Here is a 26,303-nt window from a genome sequence, read left to right as displayed (position 1 = left end):
CCGCCTGCTCCTAAACTTTAAGCGCCTCCCTTGACGGTGTGACGAAGGTTGTGTATCGCACCGCTTCGGAGTGCGTATAATTGAGTGATCGTGCATATTTATGCATAGCTCAGGCAGCAGCACCGGCCCCTCCGGCCGGTCCCGTCCCTTTCCGATTTCGAGGTTGTAATTCCCATGCTGTACAAAACACGCACCGCCTTGGCCGCCGTCCTGGCTGTCGGCGCCCTGACCGCCACTGCCTGCAGCGGCGGCAGCGGTTCTGCGGAAACGGAATCCGGGATTCCGATCGTGAACGACGGCGCACTGACGGTTTGCTCCAACGTTCCGTTTGAGCCCTTTGAATATGTAGGCGAGGACGGCGAGTACACCGGCTTCGACATGGACCTCAGCCGTGAGATCGCCGCCGGCATGGGCCTGGAGTTGGAAGTGCAGAACGCCAGTTTCGACGGCCTGCAGAGCGGCACCGTCCTGGCCGCCAACCAGTGCGACCTGATCGCCGCGGCCATGACCATCACCCCGGAGCGCGAAGCAAACCTCGCGTTCTCCGATCCGTACTACGACTCCCTGCAGTCACTGCTGGTTCCTGCGGACTCTCCGGCAAAGTCACTGGAGGACATGTCCGGCAAGAGAATCGGCATTCAGCAGGGCACCACCGGCGAAACCTATGCCCGTGACAATGCACCTTCCGACACCGAGGTTATCGCCTACCAGACGGACGCGGATCTGTTCCAGGCGCTGCAGGCCGGCAACATTGACGGCGTCTTCCAAGACCTGCCGGTAAACCTCAAGCACGCGGATGACAAGAATTTCAGCCTCGCCGGAACTTATTCCACCGGTGAATCCTATGGTCTGGCTGCAAAGAAGGACGGCAGCGAAAAGCTGATCACTGAGATCAACGCCCAGCTCGCCGAGATGCACAGCAACGGCAAGTACCAGGAGATTTACGACAAGTACTTCACCGAATAACGCGTAGGCGGAGCCCAATACGCGAACGGCGCCGTCGTGTTCAGTACCCCGATGAAATGTGACATGCGTAGAATCTAGAGTGCTTTCATCTGTTTATAAAGGGGCAATCGCCACTGGGTCCGTCCATGAAAAGGTTGTAAATCCATGCTGAACAACGCACGCCGAACCGCCCTCGCCACAGTGGCGCTAACCGCCTTGGCCCTGACCGCCTGCGGTGGTGACGATTCATCCGCCGACGGTGCCGCTGACTCGGGACTCGGCCTGGTTTCGGAAGGAACCCTGAAGGTCTGCTCTGAAATCCCCTACGTGCCGTTCGAATATGTCGAGGACGGAGAATATACCGGCTTTGACATTGATTTGATCCGGGAAATCGCCACCGGCATGGGTTTGGAAACAGAGATCCAGCAGTCGGCCTTTGAAGCAATTCAGGGCGGTACGGCTGTCAGCGCGGGAATGTGCGACCTCAGCGCCAGCGCAGTCACCATTACGCCCGAACGCTCGGAGAATCTGCTCTTCAGTGATCCCTACTATGACTCGCTGCAGACGCTCATGGTTCCCGAAGGCTCGGACATTACGGGCATCGACGATTTGGCCGGAAAGCGCGTAGGTGTGCAGCAGTCCACCACCGGTGCCGCATATGCACAGGAAAACGTCGAGGGCGCCGAGATCCTTGAGTACCCCGGCGACGGCGAGCTGTTTCAGGCCATTCAGGCCGGGAGCATCGACGCCATCCTCCAGGACATCGCCGTGAACACGAACCACACGAAGGAGGGCGAGTACGACATCGTAGAAGAATACGAGACGGACGAGTCCTACGGCTTCGCCACCAAAAAGGAAAACACTGCCCTGATCGAAGAGGTCAACGCCCAGTTGGCCGACCTCCGGGAGAACGGCAAATACACCGAAATTTACGACAAGTACTTTGCCGAATAAGCCCTGACAAGCATTGAACGTTCCGCCGTCCCGGTTTGTGACCCACTCCGGGGCGGCGCCACACATATCTTCCGCGGAAGGCTCCACCTTGAAACCCTCCACCCGCAGACGCCTCTTCCGGGGCGTCCTGTACGTCGTCTTCATCCTGGCCGTTCTGGCCATCGTCCTGCTTGCGGACTGGAAAGCTATCGGGGTGAACTTCTTTGACGCCGAAGTGGCCAAGAAGGCTTTCCCGACGATCATCACCGTGGCCGTCAAGAACACCATCATCTACACCGCCATCGCCTTTGCCGGCGGCCTGGCACTTGGCCTGATCCTGGCCCTGATGAAGCTCTCCCCCGTGGCACCCTACCGCTGGGCCGCGACGGCCTACATTGAACTATTCCGCGGGCTCCCGGCTCTGCTGGTCATCTTCGCGTTTGCCTTCGCCGTGCCGATCGCTTTCTCCTGGCAGTGGCCCGGAGGAAATGCCGGAGGCGGCCTCATTGCCTTGATCGTGGTCTCGGCCGCGTATATTGCCGAGACCATCCGCGCGGGCATCCAGGCGGTACCGGCCGGCCAGATCGAAGCGGCCCGTTCCCTGGGCATGGGCCCGGCCTGGACCATGGTGTCCGTGACCCTGCCGCAGGCGTTCCGCATCATCACCCCGCCGCTGACCAACGAACTCGTCATCCTGATCAAGGACACCTCGCTGCTGTTCATTGCCGGAATGGCGCTGGCGGACCGTGAACTGACAACGTTCGCCCGCGACGCAGTGTCCCAAAACGCCAATTCCACTCCGCTGGTGCTGGCTGCACTGATGTACCTCATCATCACGCTGCCGCTGACGCAGCTGGTAGCCAAGCTTGAGCGCCACAACCAGAGAGGCCGGTGACTGCCATGAGTACTGCAGCATCCAGCTCCCCCGCCGCCGCCAGCAAAGCGGTTCCCGCCATCCAGGTTCAGAACCTGCACAAGAGCTTCGGTTCCAAAGAGGTGCTCAAGGGCATCGACTTCCACGTGGACCAGGGCGAGGTGGTGTGCGTGATCGGCCCGTCCGGTTCCGGCAAGTCCACCCTGCTGCGCTGCGTCAACCGCTTGGAGGAGCCCACCAGCGGCACCATCCTGGTGGAAGGCGTGGACATCACCGATCCCGAGACGGATCTGGACAAGGTCCGCACCCGGATCGGTATCGTGTTCCAGCAGTTCAACCTCTTCCCGCACCTGAACGTGCTGAAAAACCTCACTCTCGCCCAGCGCCGGGCCAAGAAGCGCGGCAAAGTCGAGGCTGAGGAAATCGCCAGAACGAACCTGGCCAAGGTGGGCCTGGCCGACCGCGGCGACTCGTTCCCCGCGCAGCTTTCCGGCGGCCAGCAGCAGCGTGTGGCCATTGCCCGGGCGTTGTCCATGGATCCGGACATGATGCTCTTTGACGAGCCGACCTCCGCCCTGGACCCCGAACTGGTGGGCGACGTCCTCGCGGTCATGCGGAAGCTGGCCGAAGAGGGCATGACCATGATGGTGGTGACCCACGAGATCGGTTTTGCCCGGGAAGTCGGTGACCGCGTGGTGTTCATGGACGGCGGCGTCGTCGTCGAGCAGGGCCGCCCCAGCGACGTGCTGGATAACCCGCAGCACCCGCGCACCCGTGAGTTCCTCTCCAAGGTGCTCTAGCGTTCCACAGCAAAGCAGCCCTCCCGCACGCCACGTGCGGGAGGGCTGCTTTTGTTGGTGCCCTGGAAAGTTACCTGAGCACGTTCTGCACGGCGCCCTTGACCGCCGCGTGCAGTTCCCGGAGGGCGTCCCGGCGCACCGGAACCTCCAGGATGGAGCGGCCCGTGACGGGGGCGTCCAGGGCGGCGTCGAGCTCGTCCGCCGTGCGGACCAGCGTGTGCGGCACACCGTAGGCGGCGGCCAGGGCGGCCATGTCCACGGTGTGCGGGGTGCCGAAGAAGCGCTCGACGACGGCAGCATACTCCTCGCGCTCCCCCAGCGCCCCGTGCTCAAGCGTGGAGAAGATGCCGCCGCCGCCGTCGTTCAGCACCACCAGCTGCAGGTCCGGCTCAGGTTCGTCGGGGCCGAGCAGGAGGGCGCCGGCGTCGTGCAGGAAGGTGAGGTCGCCGAGCAGCACCCGGGTGGGGATGCCGTTGGCCAGCGCAATGCCGGCCGCCGTCGCAATGGTGCCGTCAATGCCGGCCAGGCCGCGGTTGGCGTAGACGTCCAGCGGATGCCAGTCCGGGGCCGCCACCAGGTCCATGTCCCGGATGGGGTTGGAAGAGCCCAGCACCAGGTTGCCGTCCGTGTGGTCCCACACCAGATCCGCCACGTGCAGGCCGTTTAGTTCACTCTCCCCGTCGAGCAGCGAGGATACCGCGGCCATCGCCGCGGCGGAGGCGGTTTGCCAGCGCTCCAGCCAGCCGGGAGTGCCTTCGCCGACAAAGTCGAACAGTCCGGCCAAGTCGGTGATGAGAGTTTCGGGGCGGCGTCCGGCAGTGAACCAGTTCACCGGGCGCGGTACGTAAATGGCCTTCTCCACGTCCCTGCGGGCGAGCAGTCCGGCGACGGGTCGGGACAGGGTTGGCCTGCCGAAGACCACCACGCGCTCGACCTCCGGGCCCAGTTCCTCCAGCAGCAGGCGGTAGGCACCAATCGCGTTCGGGCCGAAACGGGCGTTCGAGGACGGTTCGGCCAGCAGAGGCAATCCTGCGCGGCGGGCAAACAGTGCGGCAATCTCGCCGGCGCCGTCGCCGGCGATGACCACGGCGCGGCGAGTTCCGGGGTGGTTGGCCAGGGCCGCTGCCTCGCGGCCGGTGGCGACGGGTTCTGCCGGGAGTTCGGTTGGAGTTTCGGCGTCGGGGACCGCCAGTTCGGCGGTGTCGCTGTCCTGCGGGATCAGCGGGTCACGGAACTGCAGGTTGATGTGGATCGGCCCCACCGGGCTGCCGGCACTGACCGCGTCGAAGGCTGCACCGATGGCTCCGGCGGGGTCATCTCCGGCGCGGACGTTCGCGGTGGAGGCGGGAAACTCGGCGAAGATCCCGGGCTGGACGGTGGTCTGGTTGGCGCCGGTCCCGTGCAGCTCCGCGGGCCGGTCGGCGGAGAGCACCACCAGCGGCACGCCGGCATGGTGGGCTTCCATGACGGCGGGCATCAGTTCGCCCACCGCGGTGCCGGAGGTGGTGACGACGGCGGCCGGCCGGTGTCCGCCGCGGGCCAGGCCCAGCGCGGTGAAGCCGGCCACGCGTTCGTCGATCCGCACGTGCACCTTCACCCGTCCCTGCACCTCGGCCTCCGCCAGCGCGTAAGCCAGCGGGGCGCTGCGCGATCCCGGGGCAATGACGACGTCGGTCACCCCTGCGGCGGTCAGTGCGGCCACCGCGGAGCGGGCGGCCTGCAGCGAACTGAGATTGCTTCCCGCCTTCGGGTCGGAGGATGCGGCGGAGGCCGACGGGCTGGGAGATTTCGAGGTTCCGGTCACCTCTCCATCCTAGGGTTCGGGGGCTGGTGTGTATCGTCAGCCGGTCGATACCGGATTGAAAGGCAGGCAGCCGTCGTCGTCTGCTCCGGTTTGGGAAATCCCCTCCGTTTTGGGAGATCCCTGCCGTTCCGCAGCGGCAGCAAAATCCCAAACCGGTCGCCTTTTCCCCAAGCGGAGGGATTTGGCAGGGGCGCAGCCGCAGCGAGATGCCCGCGGACAGCCGACCCCTTCCTCAGTACGCTCAGTACGCCTTCACGCGCTGCTCGACAACCAGGTGGATGAGCGCAAAGGTCTTGTCCTCATCGATAGCCTTCAGCGCAGCCTCGATGGCCGCGGGAATATCGGCGTCGCGCTCCACTTTGATGCCGAAGCCCCCAAAGGCCTGGGCCATGAGCCCAAACTCGGGGTTTTTCAGCTGGGTGCCGGAGACCCGCTCGGGGTAGTGGCGCTCCTGATGGGTTCGAATGGTGCCATATTCCTGGTTGTCCATGACGATCACCAGCGGGGTGGCCCCGTACTGGGCGGCCGTGGCCAGCTCCTGGCCGTTCATCAGGAACTCGCCGTCGCCGGCGATGGTCACCACGCGCCGGCCCGGGTAGGTCAGCGACGCAGCCACAGCCGATGGCACGGAATAGCCCATGGAACCGTTACGGGCGCTGACCATGGAGGCGTATCGCTTCGTGGGGAAATAGCGGTGGGCCCAGTTGGTGTGCTCGCCTGCGCCCAGGGTGACCATGGCGTCATCCGGCAGCGTCGGCACCAGAAGCGCCATCAGGGTGTCCATCCGTGCCTGCCCGGTCTGCGGTCCGGCGGGCGGCAGGGCGGCGAACGATTCCTGCTCACCGCGCATGCGGGAGGTCCAGGCCTTCCACTCGTCCTTCACCGGCAGATCCATCAGCACCAGGTCACGGACAAAGACATCCGGCTTGGCGACGATCTGGTAGGAAACCGGACCGGAACGGCCGCGCAGCGAGGGATCGATCGTGACGAGGAAGTTCTTCTTACCCCAGTCCTGCCTGGCGACAAAACCATCGGTGAGCACGTCACCGGGCACGGTACCGACAAAGACCAGCAGGTCCGTCTCTTCGAGCAGGTCGTACGTGGGCTTCGGCCTGCCGTACCCGATCGGCCCGACGTAGGAGGGTGAGTCGAAGGGTACGATTCCCTCGCAGCGCCACTCAGCGGCGGCGGGGAGGTTGTGTTCCTCCAGCCACCGGGTCAGGGCGTCTGCGCCTTCCTGCGTCCAGTCATTGCCGCCGGTGACAAACAGCGGCTTGTCCGCTTCCTTCAGCGCAGCCTGCAGCGCTTTCCAGTCCGTCACTGTCATGCCGCCGGGGGCAACCGGAATAGGCGGATGCAGGTCGGCGCTGATTTCCTTGCGAATAATGTCCTCGGGAAGGCCGACGACGACGGGGCCCGGACGGCCGCTCATCGCGGCAAAGATCGCCTCGGCCACAATCTCGGACGCCCGCTCGGCGTGGTCCAGGACCATCACCCGTTTGGCGCCGGTGTCGAACCAGGCCTTGATATCGAATTCCTGAAACGCCTCACGGTCCCGGTGCTCGAACGGAATTAGGCCCACAAAAAGCACCATGGGCGTGGAATCCTGCCAGGCCGTGTGCAGGCCGACGTGCGCGTTTGCCGCGCCCGGGCCGCGGGTAACCATGGCGATGCCCGGAAGCTGCTGCATCTTGCCTGCGGCCTCGGCCATGTAGGCGGCCCCGCCTTCATGCCGGCATACGACGGTTTCAATCGCTGACTGGTGCAGTCCATCCAGCACATCCAGAAAACTTTCGCCGGGCACCACGTAGGCCCGCTCCACTCCGTGAGCAGCCAGCGAATCAACAATCACGTGGCCGGCGGACTTGGTCGCGGAACTGGTTGCTGCCGTGGAGGGAGCGGATACTCGGGGAAAGGAGGATGCCTGAGGCAGCTCTGACGTCGTTGTCATCTATTCACTTTCGTTGCTCGGATTCATCAATGCGCCGTCGGACTGTCAATGTCCGTTCGATTTCCGTTAGCAAAGCACTTGCTTGGTTTCGAAGTGGGATCATCCTAACCGCACCGGGCCGATATGCGGCGTAGTGTGACGAGATCCGGTCCCCGTGTCCGGAGCGATACCTTCCGGGGCACCGTTAAACCGCGGAAGCGGGAACCAAGATGGCTCCCGCTTCCCTTTCACCCGGGCAGCAACGGCTCACCCCGGTCCAGGCGCTAGTCGGCGGTGGCGGCTTTTACCTTGTCCGGCTGCTCCTCCGGACCCTCCACGACGTCCGGATCCTGCACGGCCTCCGTGTACCACTCGGTGAGCGCGGGGTCATCGCTTTCAAAGTCGGCGCCGGCTCCTTCGTCCTCCGACACGGGAGCGGCACCGAAGACAAAGTCGTCACCGTGCTCACCGATACCCCGGCGCACTCCTCCCCTAATGGCCTCCAGTGCATACCGGCGGCGAATCATGTAGGGATCATTGCGCAGCTCCTTGCCCCACGACACCATCACGCCGATCAGGATGATGGTGAAGGGCAGGGCACAGGTCACCATGATGGACTGCAGCCCCGAGAGTGCGTTGCGTCCGCCGGCCAGCAGCAGGGCCATGGAGATCAGTCCAAGCGCGGAAGCCCACACGATGGTCACCGATTTCGAGGGGACCGGCCGCCCCGACTGGGACATGGACCCCATGACGTTGGCTGCGGAGTCCGCGGCGGTGACAAAGAAGACCAGAATGGCCACCAGGCAGACAACCGATGTCACGGTACTGAAGGGGAGATTGCCCAGCAAATCGAACATGACGTTCTCCCCGGCACCCACCACCGTCATGTCCCTGCCCTCCAGGTTCATCCAGATGGCGCTGCCGCCGAAGACCGTGAACCAGACGATGGAGATGGCCGAGGGAACAAACACCACCACGGTGACGAACTGTCGCAGGGTCCGGCCCTTGGAAATCTTCGCAATGAACATTCCCACGAACGGGGACCACGAAATCCACCAGGCCCAGTACAGCGTCGTCCAGGCCGTCAGATACGCCTCCTCCGTGGCGCCCTGGCCGGCAAAGACCGTGAGCATGTTCGGCAGGTTGTCGAAAAACGCGATGAGTGAAACCGGCAGCAGATCCAGCACGAAGAAGGTCGGTCCTGCCAGCAGGACAAAAGCCGCGAGCAGGATGACCAGGGTCATGTTGGCGTTGGACATCAGCCGAATGCCCTTTTTAATGCCGGCCACTGCGGAGATGGTGAAGACAACCGTCAAAATGGTGATGGCCACGACGACGAAACCATTGCCCAGTTCCTTCCCGGTGATCATCGAAACGCCCGTGCGGATCTGGAGTGCGCCGATACCCAGCGACGTCGCTGTGCCGAACAGGGTCACCAGCACGGCGAAGACATCGATGATCTTGCCCAAAACACGGTTGTTGCCGTCCGGAAAAACCGGTTCAAAGAGTGAGGAAATCAACGGCAGGCGGCCGCGCCGGTAGGAGGCGTAAGCCAGTGCCCCGCCCACCAGGGCGTAGATGCACCAGGCGATGGACGCCTGGTGCAGGAAGGCGTCAGTCATGGCGGGCAGGATGGCGTCGGAGGTCCCGGCCTCGGCATCCGTCGACGGCGGAGGGCTAAGGAAATGGCTGAGCGGCTCCATGGGTCCGTAGAAAATCAGGCCAATACCCAAACCGGCGGCGAACAGCATGGAGATCCACGACAGAGTCGAGTATTCCGGGGTGCTGTCGTCGGCACCCAAGCGGATCTTGCCGGTGGGGCCAAAACCCACTACCAGCATGAAGATCACGATGCCCACCACGGTTGCATTGAACAGCCACCCGAAGCGAACCACCACCCAGCCCTGCATGGTGGTGCCGACCAGGTTGAGGTTGGCCGGCGCAAGTGTTGCCCACGTCAGGATTGCCAGGGAAACAGCCAGCGCGACAATGAACACGCTGCGCCGGGTTGGAAAACCAACCCCGGTGTCCTCAACGCTGATTCCCGGCACAAGTCCGGGGTGAAGACCGAACGTTGGCTCGGAGGCGGCATGGCGCAGTGCCTTTTTTACCCGTTCGACCGGCCGCCCGCCCGGTTTCTGTCCCTGCAAACCGGGCGCAGGCGGCCTGTCCGTGCTGTTTGCCGCTCCGTCAAAATGTAAAGGGTCAGAATTCATAACGCACGACTTTAGTGCATTTACCTGCAACTGCTCTAATTCATAACAATTGGACCACTATTGGAAGGAAAGTTATTCACTGCTTAAGTAGCAGTTAATTCCAACTAATGCTAATTGCATTTCGGAACGCTACTTTGTTCCCTACCCCGCAGCTGCCGCGGCAAGGATGGGGGCCATGCTTTCACGCATATAATCGGCCACCTCGCTCTGCGTGACGGCAACATCGAGCACAAAGAGACCCTCGGCACCGTCGGCAAGCCATTCCTTCAGCTCCGTGAGGTCGCTCAGGGAACGCATTTTCACGCCGCGCGCACCCATGGCACGGCCCAGCGCACTGAAATCGACTTCGGGGATCTGCATGGCTGTGTCGTCGAGGCCCCGGGCTGCATACTGGTGAACCTCGGCGCCGTAGGCGGCGTCATTGAACACCACCATCACTCCGCTGGGAATGGCGCGGATGGCCGATTCGAGGTCGGCCAGCGCCATCAGGGCTCCGCCGTCGCCCGCGATGAGCACGGTGGTCCGGTCCGGACGGGCCACCGCCGCGCCCACCGCTGCCGGGATGCCCAGGCCGATGGACTGAAACGCTGTGCCCACCATCATGAGCCCCTGCGGGTCAGGTGCCTGGCAGTACATCGGGATCCAGCCGCAGAAGTGCCCGCCGTCCTGGACGATGGTGCGGTTCGCGGGCAGGACGGCGTCGAGCTGCTGCGCCACGGCACGGGGATTCAGCCGCCCGTCGGCCGCAAATTCGTCCGCGGCAGGGTCAGAGGTGAACGACGGCGCGGTCACTTCCGGATGCTGCGTCCGCCACCCGCCCTGCACAGCGGAAACTGCTTCCGTAAGTGCCACAACGGTTTCCCGGGCATCGGCCTGAATGAAGCTCGAAACCCGGGGGTTCGTGGGCGCATCGGCTTCATCAATCTGGATGACCTCGGCGTCTTCAGCGAAGAGGGATCCGTAGCGGGCCTGGAAGGCGTTCAGGCTGGCACCGGCAACCAGGACGAGGTCGGCGGAGCGCATGATCTGCAGCGGAGCCCTTCGTGCGAAGCCCCCCGCTATACCCAAATCCCAGGGCGTATCGAGGTAGTTCCGCGCCATGAGGGAAGTCGCAAACAGCGCACCTACCTTGTCCCCCAGTTCCACCAGGGCAGTTCCCGCATCGGAGACCACGGCACCGTTGCCGGCCAGGATCAGGGGGCGCCTGGCACGGTTTATCAGTGCCGCGACGCGTTCCACTGCAGCCGGGTCCGGCAGCACCCGCGCGGCGGGCTGCGGATGCGCCGCCGGCTCCTGGGTCCCGGCAGCTTCATTGGCGAGGTCGTAGGGAATGGACACGATCACGGGACGCCGCTCGTTGCGGGCCGTGGACCAGGCTTCTTCAGTGAGACGCTCCGCGTTCCCTGCTGCGACGGTGAGGGTGAGCACCCCCAGACCCCGGGCAACCATCAGCTGGTCGATGTCCCACGGCCGGGCTCCGGTTGTGGGAGCCTCCCCCACAACCAGCACCATCGGAATCCGGGCTTTGGCAGCTTCGGTCAGCGCTGTCAGGGAGTTGGTGAAACCGGCTCCGTAGGTCACCGTTGCCACTGCAATCCTGCCCGAGGCACGGTAATAGGCGTCAGCCATGGCCACGGTTCCGGCCTCGTGCCGGGCGCTGACATAAGGCAGGCCGCGGGCCGTGAGATTGGAGGTGAAAAAGGCGTTGCCGTTGCCCATCAGGCCAAACACGACCTCGGAGTGACGCGCACACACTTCCGCGACGACGTCGGATACGTTCAGTTGTTCAGTCATGTCGGTTCCTTGAGATCAGTGCTGTGGTGTCAGCAGGGCCGCTGCCTGACGGGCGACGGTGAGAATCCTGTTGTTGGCAACAGGTGCACCGATGGTGATGCGGATGCCCTCGTTCGGAAAGACGCGGACGGAAAGGGCGTTCTCCTCAAAGAGCGCGGCGAGAGCGCCCGTCCGGTCCCGGCTGTCGAGCCAGAGAAAGTTGGCTTCCGACGCAAGCACCGGCAGCCCGGCAGCCAACAGGGCGTCGTACACACGCCGGCGTTCAGTGACGAGCACATCAATCCGCTCCTGAAGTTCATCTTCGGCCAGCAGGGATGCCAGCCCGGCCTGCTGTGCCAGCGACGTGACTCCGAACGGAACAGCCACCTTTTGGAGATTTACAACCAGCTCCGGGCCGGCAATGGCATAGCCCAGGCGCAGCCCGGCGAGCCCGTAGGCCTTGGAGAAGGTGTGCAGAACAGCAACGTTGGGATACTTGCGGAACATTTCGATCCCGACGGCGGTGTCGGCATCGCGGTTGAAGTGGACGTAGGCCTCGTCCAGCACCACGAGGACATCCGCGGGGACGGATGAGATAAAACTGTCCACCGCTGCGGCGCTGAGGACCGTGCCCGTGGGATTGTTCGGATTGCAGAGAAAGATCACCCGGGTTCTTGGGGTGACAGCGGAGGCCATCGCGTGGAGGTCGTGGCCGCCGTCCTCGGCCAGCGGAATGGGCTGCGGTTCCGCCCCTGCCGTGGTGGCCAGAAGCGGGTAGGCCTCGAAGGACCGCCAGGCGAACATCACCTGGTCCCCCGGATTGGTCACGGCGAGGATGATCTGGCTGGCAACCTCCACCGACCCGGCGCCGAGCGCTATGTTGTCCGGTGAAACCGCCCAGCGGGACGCGATCGCACCGCGGAGTTCTTCCGCGGCGATCTCCGGATAAAGGTTGATGCTGGACACGGCGCCGGCAACGGCCTCCACCACGGAAGGCAGAGGAGGGTAGGGATTCTCGTTCGAGGAGAGTTTAAAGGCCTCCAGGCCGTCAACGGCCCGGGGAGCTTTTCCCTGGCGGTACGGCGGGAAGTTTTCAAGCCCGGCGCGGTGCGTGATGTTCATGATTCTCCTGATGGGCCGGAGCGAAAGATAAGCTGCAGCGCCGGCGCGCCGCCCAATGAGGCTAAGTAATACTGGTCACGCAAAACAAGCTGCACAGCAAACACCTCACAGAGTGCCACCTTCGGCCGGAGTTCGCCGTGTATCTGCTGTACAAATTGCACAACCTTTCTCCGCGAATTTGCTCATGACCGCTTTTGTGATTAGCGTCACTCCGAGGCTGCCGCGTTTGGACCCCACTCATTGACGAGTGTGCCGCCGGCCCGCCCCCGATTTCTTTTTTCGATGCGGAGCACCTCCGCACCTGACGCTTGTGAGGCACCTGCATGACCACTGCTGATCTGACAACCAGCTCCGCACCACCCGAGAACCGGTCCGGTCTGGGACGGTCAATGAATTCCCGCCAGCTGACCATGATGGGGCTCGGCAGCGCAATTGGCGCCGGGCTGTTCCTTGGATCGGGGGTGGGTGTCCAGGCGGCCGGACCCGCCGTACTGATTTCCTATCTCGTGGCCGGCGCCCTGGTCATCATCGTGATGCAGGCCCTGGGCGAACTCGCTGCGGCCAATCCGAGCTCGGGTGCATTTTCTGTCTATACCGAGAAAGCCTTTGGCAAGACGGCCGGATCCGCTGTCGGCTGGCTCTGGTGGTTCCAGCTTGTTGTGGTGATTGCCGCCGAAGCCATCGGCGCCGCCGGTCTCTTGGCGTCCGTTTTCCCGGACCTGCCCGTCTGGCTCATGGCCTTGTTCTTCATTGCGGTTTTCTCGCTCATCAACGTCACGGGTGTGAAGAACTACGGTGAATTCGAATTCTGGTTTGCGATCCTTAAGGTTGCCGCCATTATTCTCTTCCTGGCGATCGGCGCCGCCCTCATCTTCGGCTGGCTGCCCGACACCACCTCCCCCGGACTGAGCAACCTCTTCGGGAACGACGGTTTCGCCCCGACCGGCATGGCAGGCATTGCCTCGGCACTGCTGGTGGTGATCTTCGCGTTCGGCGGGACCGAGATCGTGAGCGTCGCCGCAGCCGAGACCGCTGACCCCGCCCGCAGCGTGGGCAAGGCCATCAAGACCGTTGTCTGGCGCATCCTGGTGTTCTACATCGGTTCACTGGCCGTCATCGTCACTGTTATCCCCTGGGATTCCGAAGCCCTCGATTCACCGTTTGCCGCTGTCCTGGCAACGGCCAAGATCCCGGGGGCAGAAACGGCCATCATCCTCGTGGCGGCCGTTGCCCTGCTGTCGGCGCTGAACGCCAACCTGTACGGCGCCTCACGGATGGTCTATTCGCTGGCCGAACGCCGTGATGCGCCCAGGGCGTTGCTGCGGCTCAACAAGGCGAAAGCACCTGTTCTTGCCGTGCTCATCTCGGTGGCCGTGGGGGTTGTCTCCACTGTGCTGGAGCTCTTCTTCCCGGACCGGGTGCTCCCCGCCCTCTTGAACGTCGTCGGATCCACCGTGCTCCTGGTCTGGGCTTCGGTTCTGCTGTCCCAGTTTGTGCTTCGCCGCAGGGCCGACCGTGCCGGCCAGGCCCTCAAACTGCGGATGCGCGGCTTTCCGTACCTGACGGTGGCCGGCATGGTCCTTCTGGCAGCCATCCTTGTGCTGGCCTGCCTCGATCCGGCTGCACGGACACAGCTGCTCTCCACCGTCGCGCTCGTGGCCTGCATCGCCCTCGCATGCAAACTGGCGCATACCTCCCGCACCCGGCGAAGTGCCGCCGCTGAGAGCTAAGCGGAACAAAGGAGGATGTCCCCTAAGGCGCCGCCGGCCGCCTCCGGCAAGGTACAAAAAGCCATCACGGTGAACTCCAGCAGAGGATTCTCGCTCCCCCGCCAAACCAACTGAAGAGCCAGCCGAGACCGGCGGAGAACACAAGGCCGATCGCCAGCGCCGTGCCCCGCAAGTCGCGGCCGCCCCGGAAGAGTCCGGCTGTCCCCCGCTAGTTTGTGCCGCCGGTCTTTGCCTTATCCGGCCCCTCTGCCGTCGCACCCTCAGGATCCCCGGAAGCTTCAGGATCAGCCGGGGCCGGTTCCTGCACGTTGTCCGTGTACCAGTCGGTGAGGGCGGGGTCGTCGCTCTCGAAGTCGGCACCGGCGCCTTCGGACTCCGGCACATGGGCAGTGCCGAACACGAAGTCGTCACCGTGCTCGTCGATGCCGCGGCGCACGCCGCCGCTGATGGCCTCCACCGCATACCGGCGCCGGATCATCAGCGGGTCGTTGCGCAGGTCCTTGGCCCAGGAAATCATCACGCCGACGAGGATGACGGTGAACGGCAGCGCGCAGGTCACCATGATGGCTTGGAGCCCCGAAAGGGCGTTGCGGCCCCCGGCCAGCAGCAGGAACATGGCGATCAGCCCGAGCGCGGCCGACCAGATGATGGTCACCGATTTCGAGGGCACGGGCCGGCCCGACTGCGACATCGAGCCCATGACGTTGGCGGCCGAGTCGGCGGCGGTGACGAAGAAGACCAGAATCGCGAGCATGCACACGATGGGCGTCACGGAGCTGAACGGCAGGTTGGCCAGCAGATCGAACATGACGTTCTCTCCGGTGCCCTTCACGGCCAGGTCCACCCCGTTCCGGTTCATCCAGATGGCCGTACCGCCGAAGACCGTGTACCAGCAGACAGAGATGGTCAAGGGAACGAAGACGACGACGGTGACGAACTGGCGCAGGGTGCGGCCCTTGGAGATCTTGGCGATGAACATTCCCACGAACGGCGACCAGGAGATCCACCAGGCCCAGTACAAGGTAGTCCAGCCGGTCAGGAATTCCTCCTGCTCGGCGCCCTGGCCGGCGAAGACGGTCAGCATGTCCGGCAGGTTGCCGACAAACGCGATGAGCGAGGCCGGCAGCAGATCGAGCAGGAAGAACGTCGGCCCGGCCAGCAGGACAAAGAGCGTCAACAGAATGACCAGGGTCATGTTGAGGTTGGAGAGCAGCCGAATGCCCTTCTTGATGCCGGCGACAGCGGAGATGGTGAAGACAACCGTCAGGAGGCTGATGGCGACGACGACGAAGCCGTTGCCCAGCTCCTGGCCCGTGATGATCGAGACTCCGGTGCGGATCTGGATCGCGCCGATGCCCAGCGACGTTGCGGTGCCGAACAGTGTCACCAGCACGGCGGAAACGTCGATGATCTTTCCCAGCATCCGGTTGTTGCCGTCGGGGAACACCGGTTCAAACAGCGACGAAATCAGCGGCAACCGGCCGCGCCGGAACGAGGCGTAGGCAAGGGCGCCGCCCACCAGAGCGTAGATGACCCAGGCGAGACTGGCCTGGTGCAGGAAGGTGGTCGCCATGGCCGGCAGGATAGCGGCGTAAGTGCCGGCCTCTGCATCGGTCGAGGGTGGCGGGGAGAGGAAATGGCTGAGCGGTTCCATCGGCCCGTAGAAGATCAGTGCAATGCCCAGACCAGCTGCGAACAGCATGGAAATCCAGGACGCCGTGGAGTACTCCGGCGTGCTGTCGTCGGCCCCCAGCCGGATCTTGCCGGTCGGCCCGAAGCCAACCACCAGCATGAAGATCGCAGCGGCAACCATGGTGGCGTTAAACAGCCAGCCGAAATGCACAACCACCCAGGCCTGTACGCCGGCGCCCACGGAACTGAGGTTGTCGGGCGCAAAAATCGCCCACGCCAGAACGGCGAGGGAGATGGCCATGGCAGAAATGAACACACCGCGCCGGGTCGGATAACTGACACCTGTGTCCTCGACGCTGATGCCCGGGACCAGCCCGGGGTGGATGCCGAAAGCCGGTGAGGCAACGTGTTGCAGGGCCTTCTTGACCCGTTCAACGGGTCCGCCGGCGGCGACAGCTCCCGTAGCCGGACCGGCGGCAGTTGACCTGTCAGTACTGCCTGGGACGCGCTGTGGCGGTGAAGGGTCTGTATTCATGATGAGAGAAATTATTCCATTGGGGATGGCTGCTCCCATTTCCGGAAGACTGCCGGCCGAGTGCAAAACTCCGTCGTTACTAGGGCTGCCGCTTCCCTCTGTGACGAAACTCGCACCCGCAGGGACCGCACACAGTTCACTCCTGCCACATAGTTGACTCTCCACAGACTCCTTCCTAGGCTGACGGGCAAGCCGGAGCAGCACAGCTTGTCCCTCCACGACCGCTCCTGCAGATGCCCGAAGGGATATGACATGCCGCTCTATGCCTACCGTTGCCCGGACTGCTCAGACTTTGAGATTTCCGTTGCTATGGGCAAAGCGGCCGGTTCCCTCCCCTGCCCTGCCTGCGGAACCCCCTCCGCCCGGCGCTTCACCGCACCCAACCTCTCCCGCGCTTCTTCCAGCGCGTACCGGTTGATCGAAAGCACCAAGCGCTCGGCAGCGGAGCCCGCCGTCGTCCGCTCTCCCGGGCCGGCACCCCGCAACGCCGGCGGGAACATCACCACCAATCCGCTCCACCGAAAGCTTCCCCGCCCCGACTGATCCCCAGGTTCCCCGTCAGCAGAACGAGCAATCATGCCAAAGGCCGTCTTTCCACTCGATTCATCGAAGAAATTTGAGGACCAGGAAAAGCTGGGCCACAACCGCTGGCATCCTGAGATCCCGCCGGTGGAGGTGCTCAAGCCCGGGGAATCCTTGTGGACTGCCGGGAATGGTTCGACGGCGCCATCGTCAATGATGACTCCGCCGAGGACATTCTCAACGCTCCGCTGCTGACCGTACATAAGCTCAGCGGTCCGTTTGCGGTGGAGGGCGCCCGCCCCGGTGACCTGCTGGTGGTGGATATCCTCGACGTCGGACCCATCCCGCAGGAGGACACCGGACCGCTGGCCGGTCAGGGCTGGGGATACACCGGCATTTTTGCACGGGAGAATGGCGGAGGATTCCTCACCGAACAATTCCCTGACGCCTACAAGGCCATCTGGGATTTCACCGGCCAGACGGCCACTTCCCGGCACGTACCCGGAGTCTCGTTCACCGGGCTGATCCATCCCGGGCTGATGGGAACCGCCCCGTCGGCCGCACTGCTGTCCAAATGGAACAAGCGCGAAGGTGACCTGATTGCCACCGACCCGCACCGGGTACCGCCGCTGGCGCTGCCGTCCGAGGCAGAACATGCAGTGCTCGGCGGGGTGCCCCGGGATTTCCCAGGGCGACGGCGAGATCACCTTCTGTGGCGCCATTGAAATGGGCGGCTTTATCGACCTGCGGGTTGATCTAATCAAGGGCGGCATGGACACGTACGGTGTCCACGAAAACGCGATCTTCATGCCCGGCACCGTGGAACCGCAGTTCAGCGAGTGGATCGCCTTCTCCGGCACCTCGGTCACGCTCGACGGCGAGCAGCGCTACCTGGATTCGCACCTGTCCTACCAGCGGGCCTGCCTGCACGCGATCGACTACCTAACCAAGTTCGGTTACAGCCCCGAGCAGGCCTACCTGCTGCTCGGCGCCGCCCCGATCGAGGGCCGGCTCTCGGGCGTGGTGGACATTCCGAACTCCTGTTCCACCGTCTACATACCCACCTCAATCTTCGACTTTGATATCCGTCCTTCGGCCTCGGGACCATTCCAAATCGATCCGGGAATCGGAGCGCCAAGCGCTGCGAGCCGGTGAGCAGGGGTCGGAGCGGTGGGGCAGAATGAAGTGATGCAGCCGAACCTCTCCGCCCCCGCCGACCAGCGGAAGCCGAACCTCACCGAACAGGTCATGGAGCATGTGCGTGCCTCGGTGATCTCCGGGGCGATGGCTCCCGGGGACTGGTACAGCGTTTACCAGCTGGCGGATCAGCTGAACTTTTCCCGGTCGCCGGTCAGGGACGGCCTGTTACGACTGGAGGAGGCCGGGTTGATCCAATTCGTCAAAAACCGGGGATTCCGGGTAATCCCAACCACGCCGGCCGATGTCGCCGAGATCTTCTCCATCCGAATCGCACTGGAAGTTCCGGCCGCACGCCGTGCTGCCCGCGCGGGCGGCGCCGCGTGCCTGTCGGAGCTGCGCGCAGCAATGGACGTGGCCGCAGCGGACGATAACGAGGAACTGTTTTTCCAGCTGGACCGTGACCTGCACGACGCGATCCTCGTGGCCGGCGGAGCCAGGCGGGCGCGGGAAGTTATTGACCGGCTCCGTTCAGCCACCCGGCTGCTGGGCGCATCCACCGCTGTATCCCACCGCGGGTATGAGGACATTACCCGGGAGCATGATCCGGTTCTGGAAGCTATTGGACGCGGAGATGAGGAGGCAGCCGGCCGGGCGATGCGGGAGCATCTGATTTCGACCGGCCGCCTCCTGGTTGACCAGGCGCTGCAACGCACGGGCGGTTCCGAGGACGCTGACGAGTTGTGGGACCGACTGACCGCCGGTTACCTCTCGTAGCTTTTCCCTAGCCTTCGCTCTGGCCTTCGCCGGCGTCATCGTCAGCCGTCCGTTTGAAGTACTGGAGGATGAAGGCGATCAGGGCGCATGCTGTGGCTAGGGAGAACGTCAGGTCCGCGAAGACGGCGTCCACTCCGGCGACAATGTCCCCGTTGAGCAGCAGGACCCCGGCCATCTGCCCGAAGACAACGACGGCGCCGGAGACCAGGAATGCGGCGAGTGTTATCCAGAAGAGGATCTCGAGAAGGCGTTTCATGGTTGCGGGGTCCTAACTGGGAATCGGAAGGAAGCCCATTCCGAGCAACCAGCCAATGAAAATGATGGGGATTACGAAGTAGGTCACCAGCGGCAGGAAGGTTGTTGAAGGATTGACTTCCGCCAGGCCGGAGGCGAGATAGATCGGGGCGCCGACCGGCGGCGAGGCACCCTCCGTAGAGGTGCAGACCAGCACGGTGCAGATCGCCACCACCGGCGGAACGCCGACGCTGATCAGTCCGAGCACGGCGGGCGCTCCGATGGCGGCGGCGGTAGCCGTGGACGACAGCGGCGTGGCCACGATGACGCACAGCACGCACACCACGGCAATCATCAGGGCCTTGGGAAGGGCCAGTCCGTCGAGCATCCCGCTCAGCTGCGGTCCCACACCGAGTTCTTCCATGACTCCGGAAGCTGCCAGCGCGGCAAACAGCGATACGCCGACGGTGGAGAACTGCGGTATTTCCTTGCGCATTGACTTGATGAATGCGGGCCATCGGGCTCGAAGCCGCTTGCGGCCTTCGATCAGGGCGATCACGGAAATCAGGATCGGAACCCACACAATGATGGAGATGGAGCCAATGGCGTCTTCACCGACACGATCCGGGCTCGAGAGGAACTCTGACAGCGGACCGAAGGTCAGCAGCACCGGCACCAGGATGCCAATGAAGATGAGCGTCGAGGACCAACCCTGGCGCAGGGCGACGCCGAACCGGACCACGAGCTCGGCCGGGGTTGCGGGGATTCCGTCCTTGCGCGTCCAGAACCACACCAGAGCCAGCCGGTACAGCACGCAGTATGTGCCGGCCACGGCCAGGGATACGTAGACATCGCCGGAGGAAACACCCACAGCTGCGGGAGTGGCCAGGAGGATGAACATGGTTGAGTTTGGCGGCAGGGAAACGCCCAGGCCCGAGTTGCCGGCCACCAGGGTAGCGGCCCGGGGACCGGACCATCCGGTGGATTTCATCCACGGGATGGTCACCGATCCCACGGTGGCTGCGTTTCCGGCTGTGGAACCTGCCACTAAGCCGACGGCGGCGGACCCGGCGGTGGAAACGTAGGCCGCCCCGCCGCGAAGCCGCCCGAAGATCGAGTTGAAAATCTCGATCAACCGCTCGATGAGGCCAGTTGCGGCCACGACAACGCCCATGAAGACGAAGGCCATGCCGGCGAAGGTGACGTCATTAGCCACCGCCCCCGTTGCACTCCGCCACAGGAGGGGAAGGGCCTGCGTGCCCCCGGCGAGTGATGCGCCCAGCAGGGCGACCAGCAGGGATTCGGAAATCGGGCGCTTCACGATGACGTTCATGACCACCGTGACGACGATGAAGATGAGGAGGGCGACGATGCCCATGAGGCGGCTCCAGGTAGATGTTATTGCGACCTGGATCACAGTAACATGTTACTCGCTCTGCTCCTCTTTTATTGCGTCCCTCAGAACCTGCGCCAGGTGCTTTCCCGTCATGCCCGTACCTTCCTGGATTTGGGTGCGGCAGGAGAATCCGTCCGCGAGGATGAGGGCGCCATCCCCCAGTCCGCGGATGCGGGGGAACAGCTCCCGCTCACCGAGGTCGCGCGACATCTGGGCGTGTCCGGGCTCGAACCCCCAGTTGCCGGCCAGCCCGCAGCACCCGGTCTCGATCGTCGACTCGTTGACGCCCAGCTGCTCCAGCACCTCGGACGTTCCGCCGTGGCCTTTGCGTGACCGCTCGTGGCAGTGGACCTGGCTGAGCGCCTCGGCACGCACTTCCCCGAAGGGCCAGGGCTGCCCTGCTGTCTCCGTGGACCGGCTGGCCACGAATTCACCGAGCGAAACAACCTGCTTTGCCAGGGAATGGACGCGGGGATCGTCATGAAGCAGCTGGGGTGCTTCCTCCATGAGCATCGAGGTGCAGGACGGCTCCAGGCAGATGACGGGCGTAGAGCCGTCCAGGTGTTCCTCTATCCGGTCCAGGGTGCCGCTGATGACCTTCTTTGCGTTCTCCAGCTGGCCCGTGGAGTGCCAGGTCAGTCCGCAGCACACGAATCCCTGGGGCACTATCACTTCATATCCCAGGGCCTCGAGGACTTCGGCCGCCGCAGTTGGAACCGCTGTGTCCAGATGGTTGGAAAAGCTGTCGGGCCAGAGCACCACTTTGCCGGAGCTGCCCCGGGTGGGCGTTTTGCGACGCCGGGCCAGTGCCTGAAAGCTGCGTGGCGCGAAGCGGATCATGCCGCGACTGGGGTCTATGCCGCCCAGGCGCATCACGAGCTTCTCGACCGGGCGCAGGCGCAGCAGGCTGTCGGCAATCCGGGCGGCGCCCGGAATCCGGTGCAGCAGGTGGGCCGAGAGGGGAAGCCATCCCATGGAGTAGTGCGCCATGGGGCGGCGGCGGGATGTGTAGTGCTGGTTGAGGAACTCGGACTTGTAGGTGGACATGTCCACGTTCACCGGGCATTCAGAGGCGCACGCATGACAGCTCAGGCACAGGTCAAGTGCGTCCTTGACGTCCTCCGAATCCGTTCCCTCGGGGTAGGTTTCGCCGCGGAACATTTCGGAGAGGACGCGGGCCCGGCCCCGGGTGCTGTGGACCTCGTCTCCGGTGATTTGGAACGAGGGGCACATGGCTTCCGATTCGGACCGGCACAGCCCCACTCCCACGCACCGGTTGACGGCGTTGACCATCGAACCGCCGTCGCGGGTGAGGGCGTGCAGCGGAATGAATTCCCGTGTCCGCTGTCCAGGCCCGGGACGCAGCCCCTGGTCGAGGGGTTCGGGGCTGACCAGGACCCCTGGGTTGAAAACGCGCTCCGGGTCAAAAATGTCCTTGAACTTCTCGAAGGCGGCCAGCGCGGCGGGCGTGTACATCAGCGGGAGCAGTTCGGAGCGGGCCCGCCCGTCGCCGTGCTCCCCGGAGAGGGAGCCGCCGTGGCTGGCCACGGTGGTGGCGGCGTCCAGCATGAAGGCACGGAAGATCGCCACCCCTTCCTCCGTCCCCAGCGTGAAGGAGATGCGCAGATGGACGCATCCTTCCCCGAAGTGGCCAAACGGTATTCCCTCCAGGCCGTGCCGCTCGAGCAGTGCGTAGAGGTCGCGGAGGTAGGCCGCCAGGTTCTCCGGCGGAACGGCGGAGTCCTCCCAGGACGGCCAGGCTTCCCGCCCGTCCGGGAGGCGGGTGACCAGGCCGGCGGCGGACTCCCTGATCCGCCACAGCTGCCGCATTTCGGCCGGCTCGTTGACCACCAGGGAGTCCATGGTGGGCCGGGTGGGATGCGCCGCAAATTCCGTCGCCAGTGCGGCGGCCCGCTGCCGCGCCTGGTCCGGAGTGGCACCGGTGGTTTCGCAGAACAGCCATCCGCCGGCCGGGCGGGGCGTACCAACGGCGCCGGGAAGAAGGGCTTCGGCTCCCGTGTTTCCCTGGCTGATGTACAGGGCATCGAGCAGGTCTCCGCCCATCCCCTCGGCTGTCGCGACCCCCTCCCGCCGCACCTGCGGCGCCGCCGCCGCGGCGTCGAAAACAGTACTGAAGGCCAGCACGGCCAGTGCCGTTGCCGCCGGTTTCTCGACCAGTTTGACCACGGCTTCGACAATGATGCCGCAGGTGCCTTCGGTCCCCACAAAAGCCTTGGCCACGTCAAAGCCCTTTTCCGGGCTCAAGTAATGCAACCCGTAGCCGGAGACTTGGCGGGGAAAGCGCCCGAGCTCGGTGCGCAGCAGCGCCAGTTCGGCGTCCCGGAGGGCGGTGAGCGCTTCATTCAGCCCGGCGTCATCCGTTCCGCCGCGGGAAAGGCGGACCAGCTCGCCGTCGGGCCGCATGACGGTCAGTTCCACCACATTGTCCGCCGCCGTCCCCCACTGCAGCGAGTGGGAACCGCAGGCGTTGTTGCCGAGCATTCCGCCAATGGTGCAGCGGTTATGAGTTGAGGGATCGGGCCCGTACGTCAGTCCGTGCTCGGCCACGGCGTCGCGCAGCTGGTCGCAGATCACGCCGGGTTCAACCCGCGCCGTGCGCGCCGCGGGGTCAATTTGGAGGATGCGGTTGAAGTGGCGCGACGTGTCTATGACCAGGCCTTCGCCAATGGCGTTGCCGGCAACCGAGGTGCCGCCGCCGCGGACGGTGACCGGCCAGTTCTCGTCCCGTGCCACCTGTAGGACGCCGCGGATGTCCTCCACGGTCCGGGGCTCGAAAACGGCCTTCGGCACGCGCCGGAAAATGGATGCGTCGGACACATAGGCGCCAAGGGTTGCCCCGTCGGTGCGCAGGCGGCTTCTGACGTCGGTGCTCAACTGCATGGGGTCTCCCTCGTCGGTGATCTCGGTAACATGTTACTCGCACCTGTCTGTTTGGCTAGGCACCGTGACGGGAAGCCTGCCCGTGGACTGCGTTCACCGCCGCTCCTGCGGTGCGGATGCCCATCGCCACGGCGTCATTCGTATCCATTCCGCGAAGGATCATGCCCAGTACCCCGGTAAAGATCAACACCAGTTGCGAGGCTAGGAAGTCGGCGAATTCAGGTCCGGCAACGGGGACGGACAGCGACCGCAGGCGGGTGGTCAGCAGGTGCGTGTCACTGGCCAGCGCATCCTGGAGCGGCTGCCCCGGGTGCGGCGACTCGGCCGCGACGCCGAGGAACGCGCACCACCGCGCCGCACTCGCGTCATCCCGGAAGTGTCTAATGGCCGGCAGCACCGCCAGCAGCTTTGCCTCCGGCGTCGGCGCGGCATCAATCTCCTGCTGCCAAGCCTTATCCCAGCGGGCGAGCCGGCGCTGCAGCGCGGAAACAATGAGGCCTTCCTTGTTGCCAAAGTGCGCATAGAGGGTAGCTGGCGCCACGTTGGCCCGCCGAAGGATTTCATCCACCGGTGTTGCAGCCACCCCTTGCGTGAAGGCAAGGTCATCGGCGGCATCCAGCAGGCGTTCACGGGCACTCGGTTGCGCAGTCATGCCCCAAGGCTATAACGTCCGTTTCAATGAAACGAACGTTACAGTCCATTGACGCACCGGCCACCCCTCTGTTCGCAGCGGGTGCCGTTGCCCTGATCGCCGCCACGTATGGCCTGGCCCGCCTTGGTTATGGTCTTTTCCTGCCTGCTTTTTCGGCCGCCTTCGCCCTCAGCCCCGCCGTGGGCGGACTGCTGGCGTCCGGAACGTCGGTGCTCTACTGCGCGGCAGCGCTGGCGGGCTTTCGTTATGCGCCCACCCGGCCGCGGCTGATGACTTTGCTGGCAGGCACGACGGCGGCTCTTGGCAGCGCAGGGATTGCCTCCGCGCCCGGCACGGCGTTTTTTGCAGGTTCCGTCCTTATTGCGGGATTGGGGGCCGGCTTCGCATCGCCGGCCCTGGTGGAACTGGTCCAGCGCAACGTCGGCTCCGGGAAGCAGAAGAAGTTTCAGTCGGTGGTGAACTCCGGCACCGGATTTGGGGTGGTTGCGGCAGGAACGCTCGCCCTGGCCGCGGGCTCATCCTGGCGGCTGGCCTGGGGGCTGATAGCCGTGATCACCCTCGCGGCCATGATCGCTGTGCTGCGCGCGGACACCTCCGCGAGCACCTCCATTTCCGGCGGTGACGGCGGGCGAGGCAGTGGCGGCGGGAGCGGCGCTGCCTCGGATGCGCAGGCCCACGCAGTGAGCCTGCGGAAGCTCCGGCGCCCCATCGCGGCGGCCTTCATCTTCGGCGCCGGCTCCGCTGCAGTATGGGTGCACGGCCGGCTTTTGCTCCAAGAACAGGGCGGCATGCCAACTGCCGCCACGGCGGCCGCTTGGGTTGCGCTGGGCCTGGGCGGCGGCGCCGCAGTCCTGACAGCACCCTGGCTCGCCCGACACGCGGTAGGAACAACCTGGCGGGTGACCGTCCTGGCCGTCGCCGCCGCCACCGGCACCTTTGCCGTGGCTCCAGACATTGTCATTCTCAGCTTCGCCGCCTCGGCGCTCTTCGGCCTGGCCTACACCAGCGCAACCTCGGTGCTCATCATCTGGGCCTCGCAGGTATCGGCCAGCAGCGCCGCCGGAACCTCCGTCCTGTTCATCAGCCTCGTCTTGGGACAGTCCGCGGGCTCAGCCCTGACCGGCGCCTTGATCGAGGCAGCAGGTTTCGGGTCGGCATTCGTCGCCGCCGCCGCCTGCACCGCCGGGGCATTGGGTTTCGCGCCCCGGCGCGGAGAACCGCGCTAGGAGGCCAAACGCTCCCCCGGACCGGAACCGGGTGCAGTGGATGCAGCGGATGCAGCCGAAGGATCGGGCCGGCTGATTTCCGCCCACACCTCATCGAGGGACAACCCCAACACACCCGCGATGGCGGCGATGGTGGCGATGGTGGAAAACGCCGGCGTGGCCACCCGGCAGGACTCAATCTTGCGGAGCGTCTCCGGCGAGACGGAGGCATCAAGCGCCGTCGTTATCATGGGCCGTTCTCCCCGGCCCGGCGGAGCAAAACGCCGAGGCGTTGTCCCTGTTGCACCTCGGCGGGAGTGTGCGGCAGTCTAACCATGGCGAGAATACTAATACCGAGGATTGCCGGGATAGTTATTGGAAAACAGAAAGGTCCCGCATGATCGAGGTCATGAGTCCCGCTGAGCTGGTCCGGGCCAGGGAAACCGGCGCGCTAGTTGCGAACATCCTGACGCTCAAGAGCCGCACCACGGTGGGAACCAACCTGCTGGACATCGATCAGTGGGACAAGGCCATGATTCTCGAGGCGGGAGCCGTATCCTGCTACGTCGACTACGCACCGTCTGTTGGACGCGGGCCGTTTGGCCACTACATCTGCACCTCGGTGAATGATGCCGTGCTGCACGGTCTGCCGCGCAACTACACGCTGGCCGACGGAGACCTGCTCTCCCTCGATCTGGCGGTGTCCCTGGGCGGAGTCGTGGCGGACTCTGCCATCAGCTTCACGGTGGGCTCGCAGTCGGAGCAGGATGCAGCCATGATCGCGGTGATGGAACGCGCCCTGAAGGCGGGTATTGCCGCCGCCAGGCCAGGAGCCGGTGCCGGAGACATCTCCCATGCCATCGGCACCGTCATCAGCGCCGCGGGCTACCCGGTCAACACCGAGTTCGGCGGCCACGGCGTCGGATCGACCATGCACCAGGACCCGCACATCACCAGCACCGGACGTCCCGGCCGCGGCTACAAGCTGCGCCCCGGGCTGCTGCTGGCATTGGAGCCGTGGATCATTGCGGACACCGACAAGCTGGTGACGGACGCTGATGGCTGGACGCAGCGCAGCGCCACCGGATGCCGGACCGCGCACAGCGAACACACGATCGTGATTACCGACGACGGCGCCGACATCCTCACCCTGCCGCGCCGGGAGAACGCCGAGCTCGAATGATT

General features: G+C 64.6%; 19 protein-coding genes and 2 pseudogenes. 10 read left to right on the top strand and 11 right to left on the bottom strand.

What is annotated here, in order from left to right:
* Positions 1-174: 174 nt before the first annotated feature.
* The 4 genes from CXQ89_RS03940 to CXQ89_RS03925 all read left to right on the top strand — a co-directional run bounded on the left by CXQ89_RS03940 (position 175) and on the right by CXQ89_RS03925 (position 3,552).
* Positions 175-966, top strand: a complete 792-nt coding sequence (locus CXQ89_RS03940; RefSeq protein WP_104160366.1) for a basic amino acid ABC transporter substrate-binding protein — start codon at positions 175-177, stop codon at positions 964-966.
* 144 nt (positions 967-1,110) lie between these two features.
* Entirely contained in the window at positions 1,111-1,899 is a 789-nt protein-coding gene (locus CXQ89_RS03935) for a transporter substrate-binding domain-containing protein (protein WP_104101755.1), read from the top strand.
* 88 nt (positions 1,900-1,987) lie between these two features.
* Positions 1,988-2,773 (top strand): amino acid ABC transporter permease, encoded by a 786-nt coding sequence (locus tag CXQ89_RS03930; RefSeq protein WP_104101756.1) that lies wholly within the window; start codon positions 1,988-1,990, stop codon positions 2,771-2,773.
* 5 nt (positions 2,774-2,778) lie between these two features.
* Positions 2,779-3,552 carry an amino acid ABC transporter ATP-binding protein gene (locus CXQ89_RS03925; protein WP_104160365.1) on the top strand — a complete coding sequence of 258 codons (774 nt, stop codon included), beginning with the start codon at positions 2,779-2,781 and terminating at the stop codon, positions 3,550-3,552.
* Between the two features lie 70 nt (positions 3,553-3,622).
* Here CXQ89_RS03925 and menD read toward each other — a convergent pair whose 3' ends face one another.
* The 5 genes from menD to hisC all read right to left on the bottom strand — a co-directional run bounded on the left by menD (position 3,623) and on the right by hisC (position 12,397).
* A complete protein-coding gene (gene menD, locus CXQ89_RS03920; RefSeq protein ID WP_104160364.1) occupies positions 3,623-5,356 on the bottom strand; it encodes a 2-succinyl-5-enolpyruvyl-6-hydroxy-3-cyclohexene-1-carboxylic-acid synthase in 1,734 nt (577 codons plus the stop codon).
* Positions 5,357-5,597: 241 nt separating this feature from the next.
* A complete protein-coding gene (locus tag CXQ89_RS03915) occupies positions 5,598-7,307 on the bottom strand; it encodes a thiamine pyrophosphate-dependent enzyme (RefSeq protein WP_104160363.1) in 1,710 nt (569 codons plus the stop codon).
* Positions 7,308-7,570: 263 nt separating this feature from the next.
* Positions 7,571-9,337 (bottom strand): BCCT family transporter, encoded by a 1,767-nt coding sequence (locus tag CXQ89_RS03910; RefSeq protein WP_258059851.1) that lies wholly within the window; start codon positions 9,335-9,337, stop codon positions 7,571-7,573.
* Between the two features lie 306 nt (positions 9,338-9,643).
* Positions 9,644-11,296, bottom strand: a complete 1,653-nt coding sequence (locus CXQ89_RS03905; RefSeq protein WP_104160361.1) for a thiamine pyrophosphate-binding protein — start codon at positions 11,294-11,296, stop codon at positions 9,644-9,646.
* A gap of 15 nt (positions 11,297-11,311) precedes the next feature.
* Positions 11,312-12,397, bottom strand: coding sequence for a histidinol-phosphate transaminase (gene hisC / locus CXQ89_RS03900; RefSeq protein ID WP_104160360.1), 1,086 nt, complete (start codon positions 12,395-12,397; stop codon positions 11,312-11,314).
* Positions 12,398-12,720: 323 nt separating this feature from the next.
* On the opposite strand from hisC, the gene CXQ89_RS03895 reads away from it, so the two are divergent.
* A complete protein-coding gene (locus CXQ89_RS03895; protein WP_104160359.1) occupies positions 12,721-14,127 on the top strand; it encodes an amino acid permease in 1,407 nt (468 codons plus the stop codon).
* Between the two features lie 208 nt (positions 14,128-14,335).
* Here the strand turns inward: CXQ89_RS03895 and CXQ89_RS03890 are convergent, their stop codons facing one another.
* Positions 14,336-16,294: a BCCT family transporter gene (locus CXQ89_RS03890; RefSeq protein WP_181032220.1), complete on the bottom strand. Its 1,959-nt coding sequence runs from the start codon at positions 16,292-16,294 to the stop codon at positions 14,336-14,338.
* 252 nt (positions 16,295-16,546) lie between these two features.
* Here CXQ89_RS03890 and CXQ89_RS03885 point away from each other — a divergent pair, with 252 nt between their 5' ends.
* The 3 genes and pseudogenes from CXQ89_RS03885 (at position 16,547) to CXQ89_RS03875 (ending at position 18,730) form a co-directional block, all read left to right on the top strand.
* Positions 16,547-16,837, top strand: a complete 291-nt coding sequence (locus CXQ89_RS03885; RefSeq protein WP_104160357.1) for an FmdB family zinc ribbon protein — start codon at positions 16,547-16,549, stop codon at positions 16,835-16,837.
* A 33-nt stretch (positions 16,838-16,870) separates the two neighbouring features.
* A pseudogene (locus CXQ89_RS03880) lies at positions 16,871-17,971 on the top strand (acetamidase/formamidase family protein).
* A gap of 33 nt (positions 17,972-18,004) precedes the next feature.
* Positions 18,005-18,730 carry a GntR family transcriptional regulator gene (locus CXQ89_RS03875; RefSeq protein ID WP_104160356.1) on the top strand — a complete coding sequence of 242 codons (726 nt, stop codon included), beginning with the start codon at positions 18,005-18,007 and terminating at the stop codon, positions 18,728-18,730.
* 7 nt (positions 18,731-18,737) lie between these two features.
* Here CXQ89_RS03875 and CXQ89_RS03870 read toward each other — a convergent pair whose 3' ends face one another.
* Genes CXQ89_RS03870 through CXQ89_RS03855 form a run of 4 tightly spaced genes read right to left on the bottom strand, consistent with a single transcriptional unit; the run spans position 18,738 to position 23,913 of the window.
* Positions 18,738-18,986 carry a hypothetical protein gene (locus CXQ89_RS03870; protein ID WP_104160355.1) on the bottom strand — a complete coding sequence of 83 codons (249 nt, stop codon included), beginning with the start codon at positions 18,984-18,986 and terminating at the stop codon, positions 18,738-18,740.
* Between the two features lie 12 nt (positions 18,987-18,998).
* On the bottom strand, positions 18,999-20,342 hold the full coding sequence (locus CXQ89_RS03865; protein WP_104160354.1) for a TRAP transporter large permease subunit: 1,344 nt from the start codon (positions 20,340-20,342) through the stop codon (positions 18,999-19,001).
* 48 nt (positions 20,343-20,390) lie between these two features.
* Positions 20,391-23,261, bottom strand: a complete 2,871-nt coding sequence (locus CXQ89_RS03860; protein ID WP_104160353.1) for an FAD-binding and (Fe-S)-binding domain-containing protein — start codon at positions 23,259-23,261, stop codon at positions 20,391-20,393.
* A gap of 55 nt (positions 23,262-23,316) precedes the next feature.
* A complete protein-coding gene (locus CXQ89_RS03855) occupies positions 23,317-23,913 on the bottom strand; it encodes a TetR/AcrR family transcriptional regulator (protein WP_104160352.1) in 597 nt (198 codons plus the stop codon).
* Between the two features lie 26 nt (positions 23,914-23,939).
* Here CXQ89_RS03855 and CXQ89_RS03850 point away from each other — a divergent pair, with 26 nt between their 5' ends.
* Entirely contained in the window at positions 23,940-25,139 is a 1,200-nt protein-coding gene (locus CXQ89_RS03850; protein ID WP_104160351.1) for an MFS transporter, read from the top strand.
* On the opposite strand, the pseudogene CXQ89_RS03845 reads toward CXQ89_RS03850, so the two are convergent.
* Positions 25,136-25,455: pseudogene (locus CXQ89_RS03845) on the bottom strand (transcriptional regulator). The gene CXQ89_RS03850 and the pseudogene CXQ89_RS03845 overlap by 4 nt on opposite strands.
* Before the next feature lie 60 nt (positions 25,456-25,515).
* Here CXQ89_RS03845 and map point away from each other — a divergent pair.
* On the top strand, positions 25,516-26,301 hold the full coding sequence (map, locus tag CXQ89_RS03840; RefSeq protein WP_104160350.1) for a type I methionyl aminopeptidase: 786 nt from the start codon (positions 25,516-25,518) through the stop codon (positions 26,299-26,301).
* Positions 26,302-26,303 lie beyond the last annotated feature (2 nt).

This window comes from Arthrobacter sp. ZGTC212, from assembly GCF_002929255.1.
Taxonomy (GTDB): domain Bacteria; phylum Actinomycetota; class Actinomycetes; order Actinomycetales; family Micrococcaceae; genus Arthrobacter_B; species Arthrobacter_B sunyaminii.
Note: the sequence above shows the minus strand (reverse complement) of the source record. Positions and strands in the feature narration are given on the sequence as shown.

Coding starts and splice junctions, on each gene's coding strand:
- CXQ89_RS03940 (WP_104160366.1), top strand. CDS start 175: ATGCTGTACAAAACACGCACCGCCTTGGCCGCCGTCCTGGCTGTCGGC.
- CXQ89_RS03935 (WP_104101755.1), top strand. CDS start 1,111: ATGCTGAACAACGCACGCCGAACCGCCCTCGCCACAGTGGCGCTAACC.
- CXQ89_RS03925 (WP_104160365.1), top strand. CDS start 2,779: ATGAGTACTGCAGCATCCAGCTCCCCCGCCGCCGCCAGCAAAGCGGTT.
- CXQ89_RS03915 (WP_104160363.1), bottom strand. CDS start 7,307: ATGACAACGACGTCAGAGCTGCCTCAGGCATCCTCCTTTCCCCGAGTA.
- CXQ89_RS03905 (WP_104160361.1), bottom strand. CDS start 11,296: ATGACTGAACAACTGAACGTATCCGACGTCGTCGCGGAAGTGTGTGCG.
- hisC (WP_104160360.1), bottom strand. CDS start 12,397: ATGAACATCACGCACCGCGCCGGGCTTGAAAACTTCCCGCCGTACCGC.
- CXQ89_RS03895 (WP_104160359.1), top strand. CDS start 12,721: ATGACCACTGCTGATCTGACAACCAGCTCCGCACCACCCGAGAACCGG.
- CXQ89_RS03890 (WP_181032220.1), bottom strand. CDS start 16,294: ATGAATACAGACCCTTCACCGCCACAGCGCGTCCCAGGCAGTACTGAC.
- CXQ89_RS03885 (WP_104160357.1), top strand. CDS start 16,547: ATGCCGCTCTATGCCTACCGTTGCCCGGACTGCTCAGACTTTGAGATT.
- CXQ89_RS03875 (WP_104160356.1), top strand. CDS start 18,005: ATGCAGCCGAACCTCTCCGCCCCCGCCGACCAGCGGAAGCCGAACCTC.
- CXQ89_RS03870 (WP_104160355.1), bottom strand. CDS start 18,986: ATGAAACGCCTTCTCGAGATCCTCTTCTGGATAACACTCGCCGCATTC.
- CXQ89_RS03865 (WP_104160354.1), bottom strand. CDS start 20,342: ATGGGCATCGTCGCCCTCCTCATCTTCATCGTCGTCACGGTGGTCATG.
- CXQ89_RS03860 (WP_104160353.1), bottom strand. CDS start 23,261: ATGCAGTTGAGCACCGACGTCAGAAGCCGCCTGCGCACCGACGGGGCA.
- CXQ89_RS03855 (WP_104160352.1), bottom strand. CDS start 23,913: ATGACTGCGCAACCGAGTGCCCGTGAACGCCTGCTGGATGCCGCCGAT.
- CXQ89_RS03850 (WP_104160351.1), top strand. CDS start 23,940: ATGAAACGAACGTTACAGTCCATTGACGCACCGGCCACCCCTCTGTTC.
- map (WP_104160350.1), top strand. CDS start 25,516: ATGATCGAGGTCATGAGTCCCGCTGAGCTGGTCCGGGCCAGGGAAACC.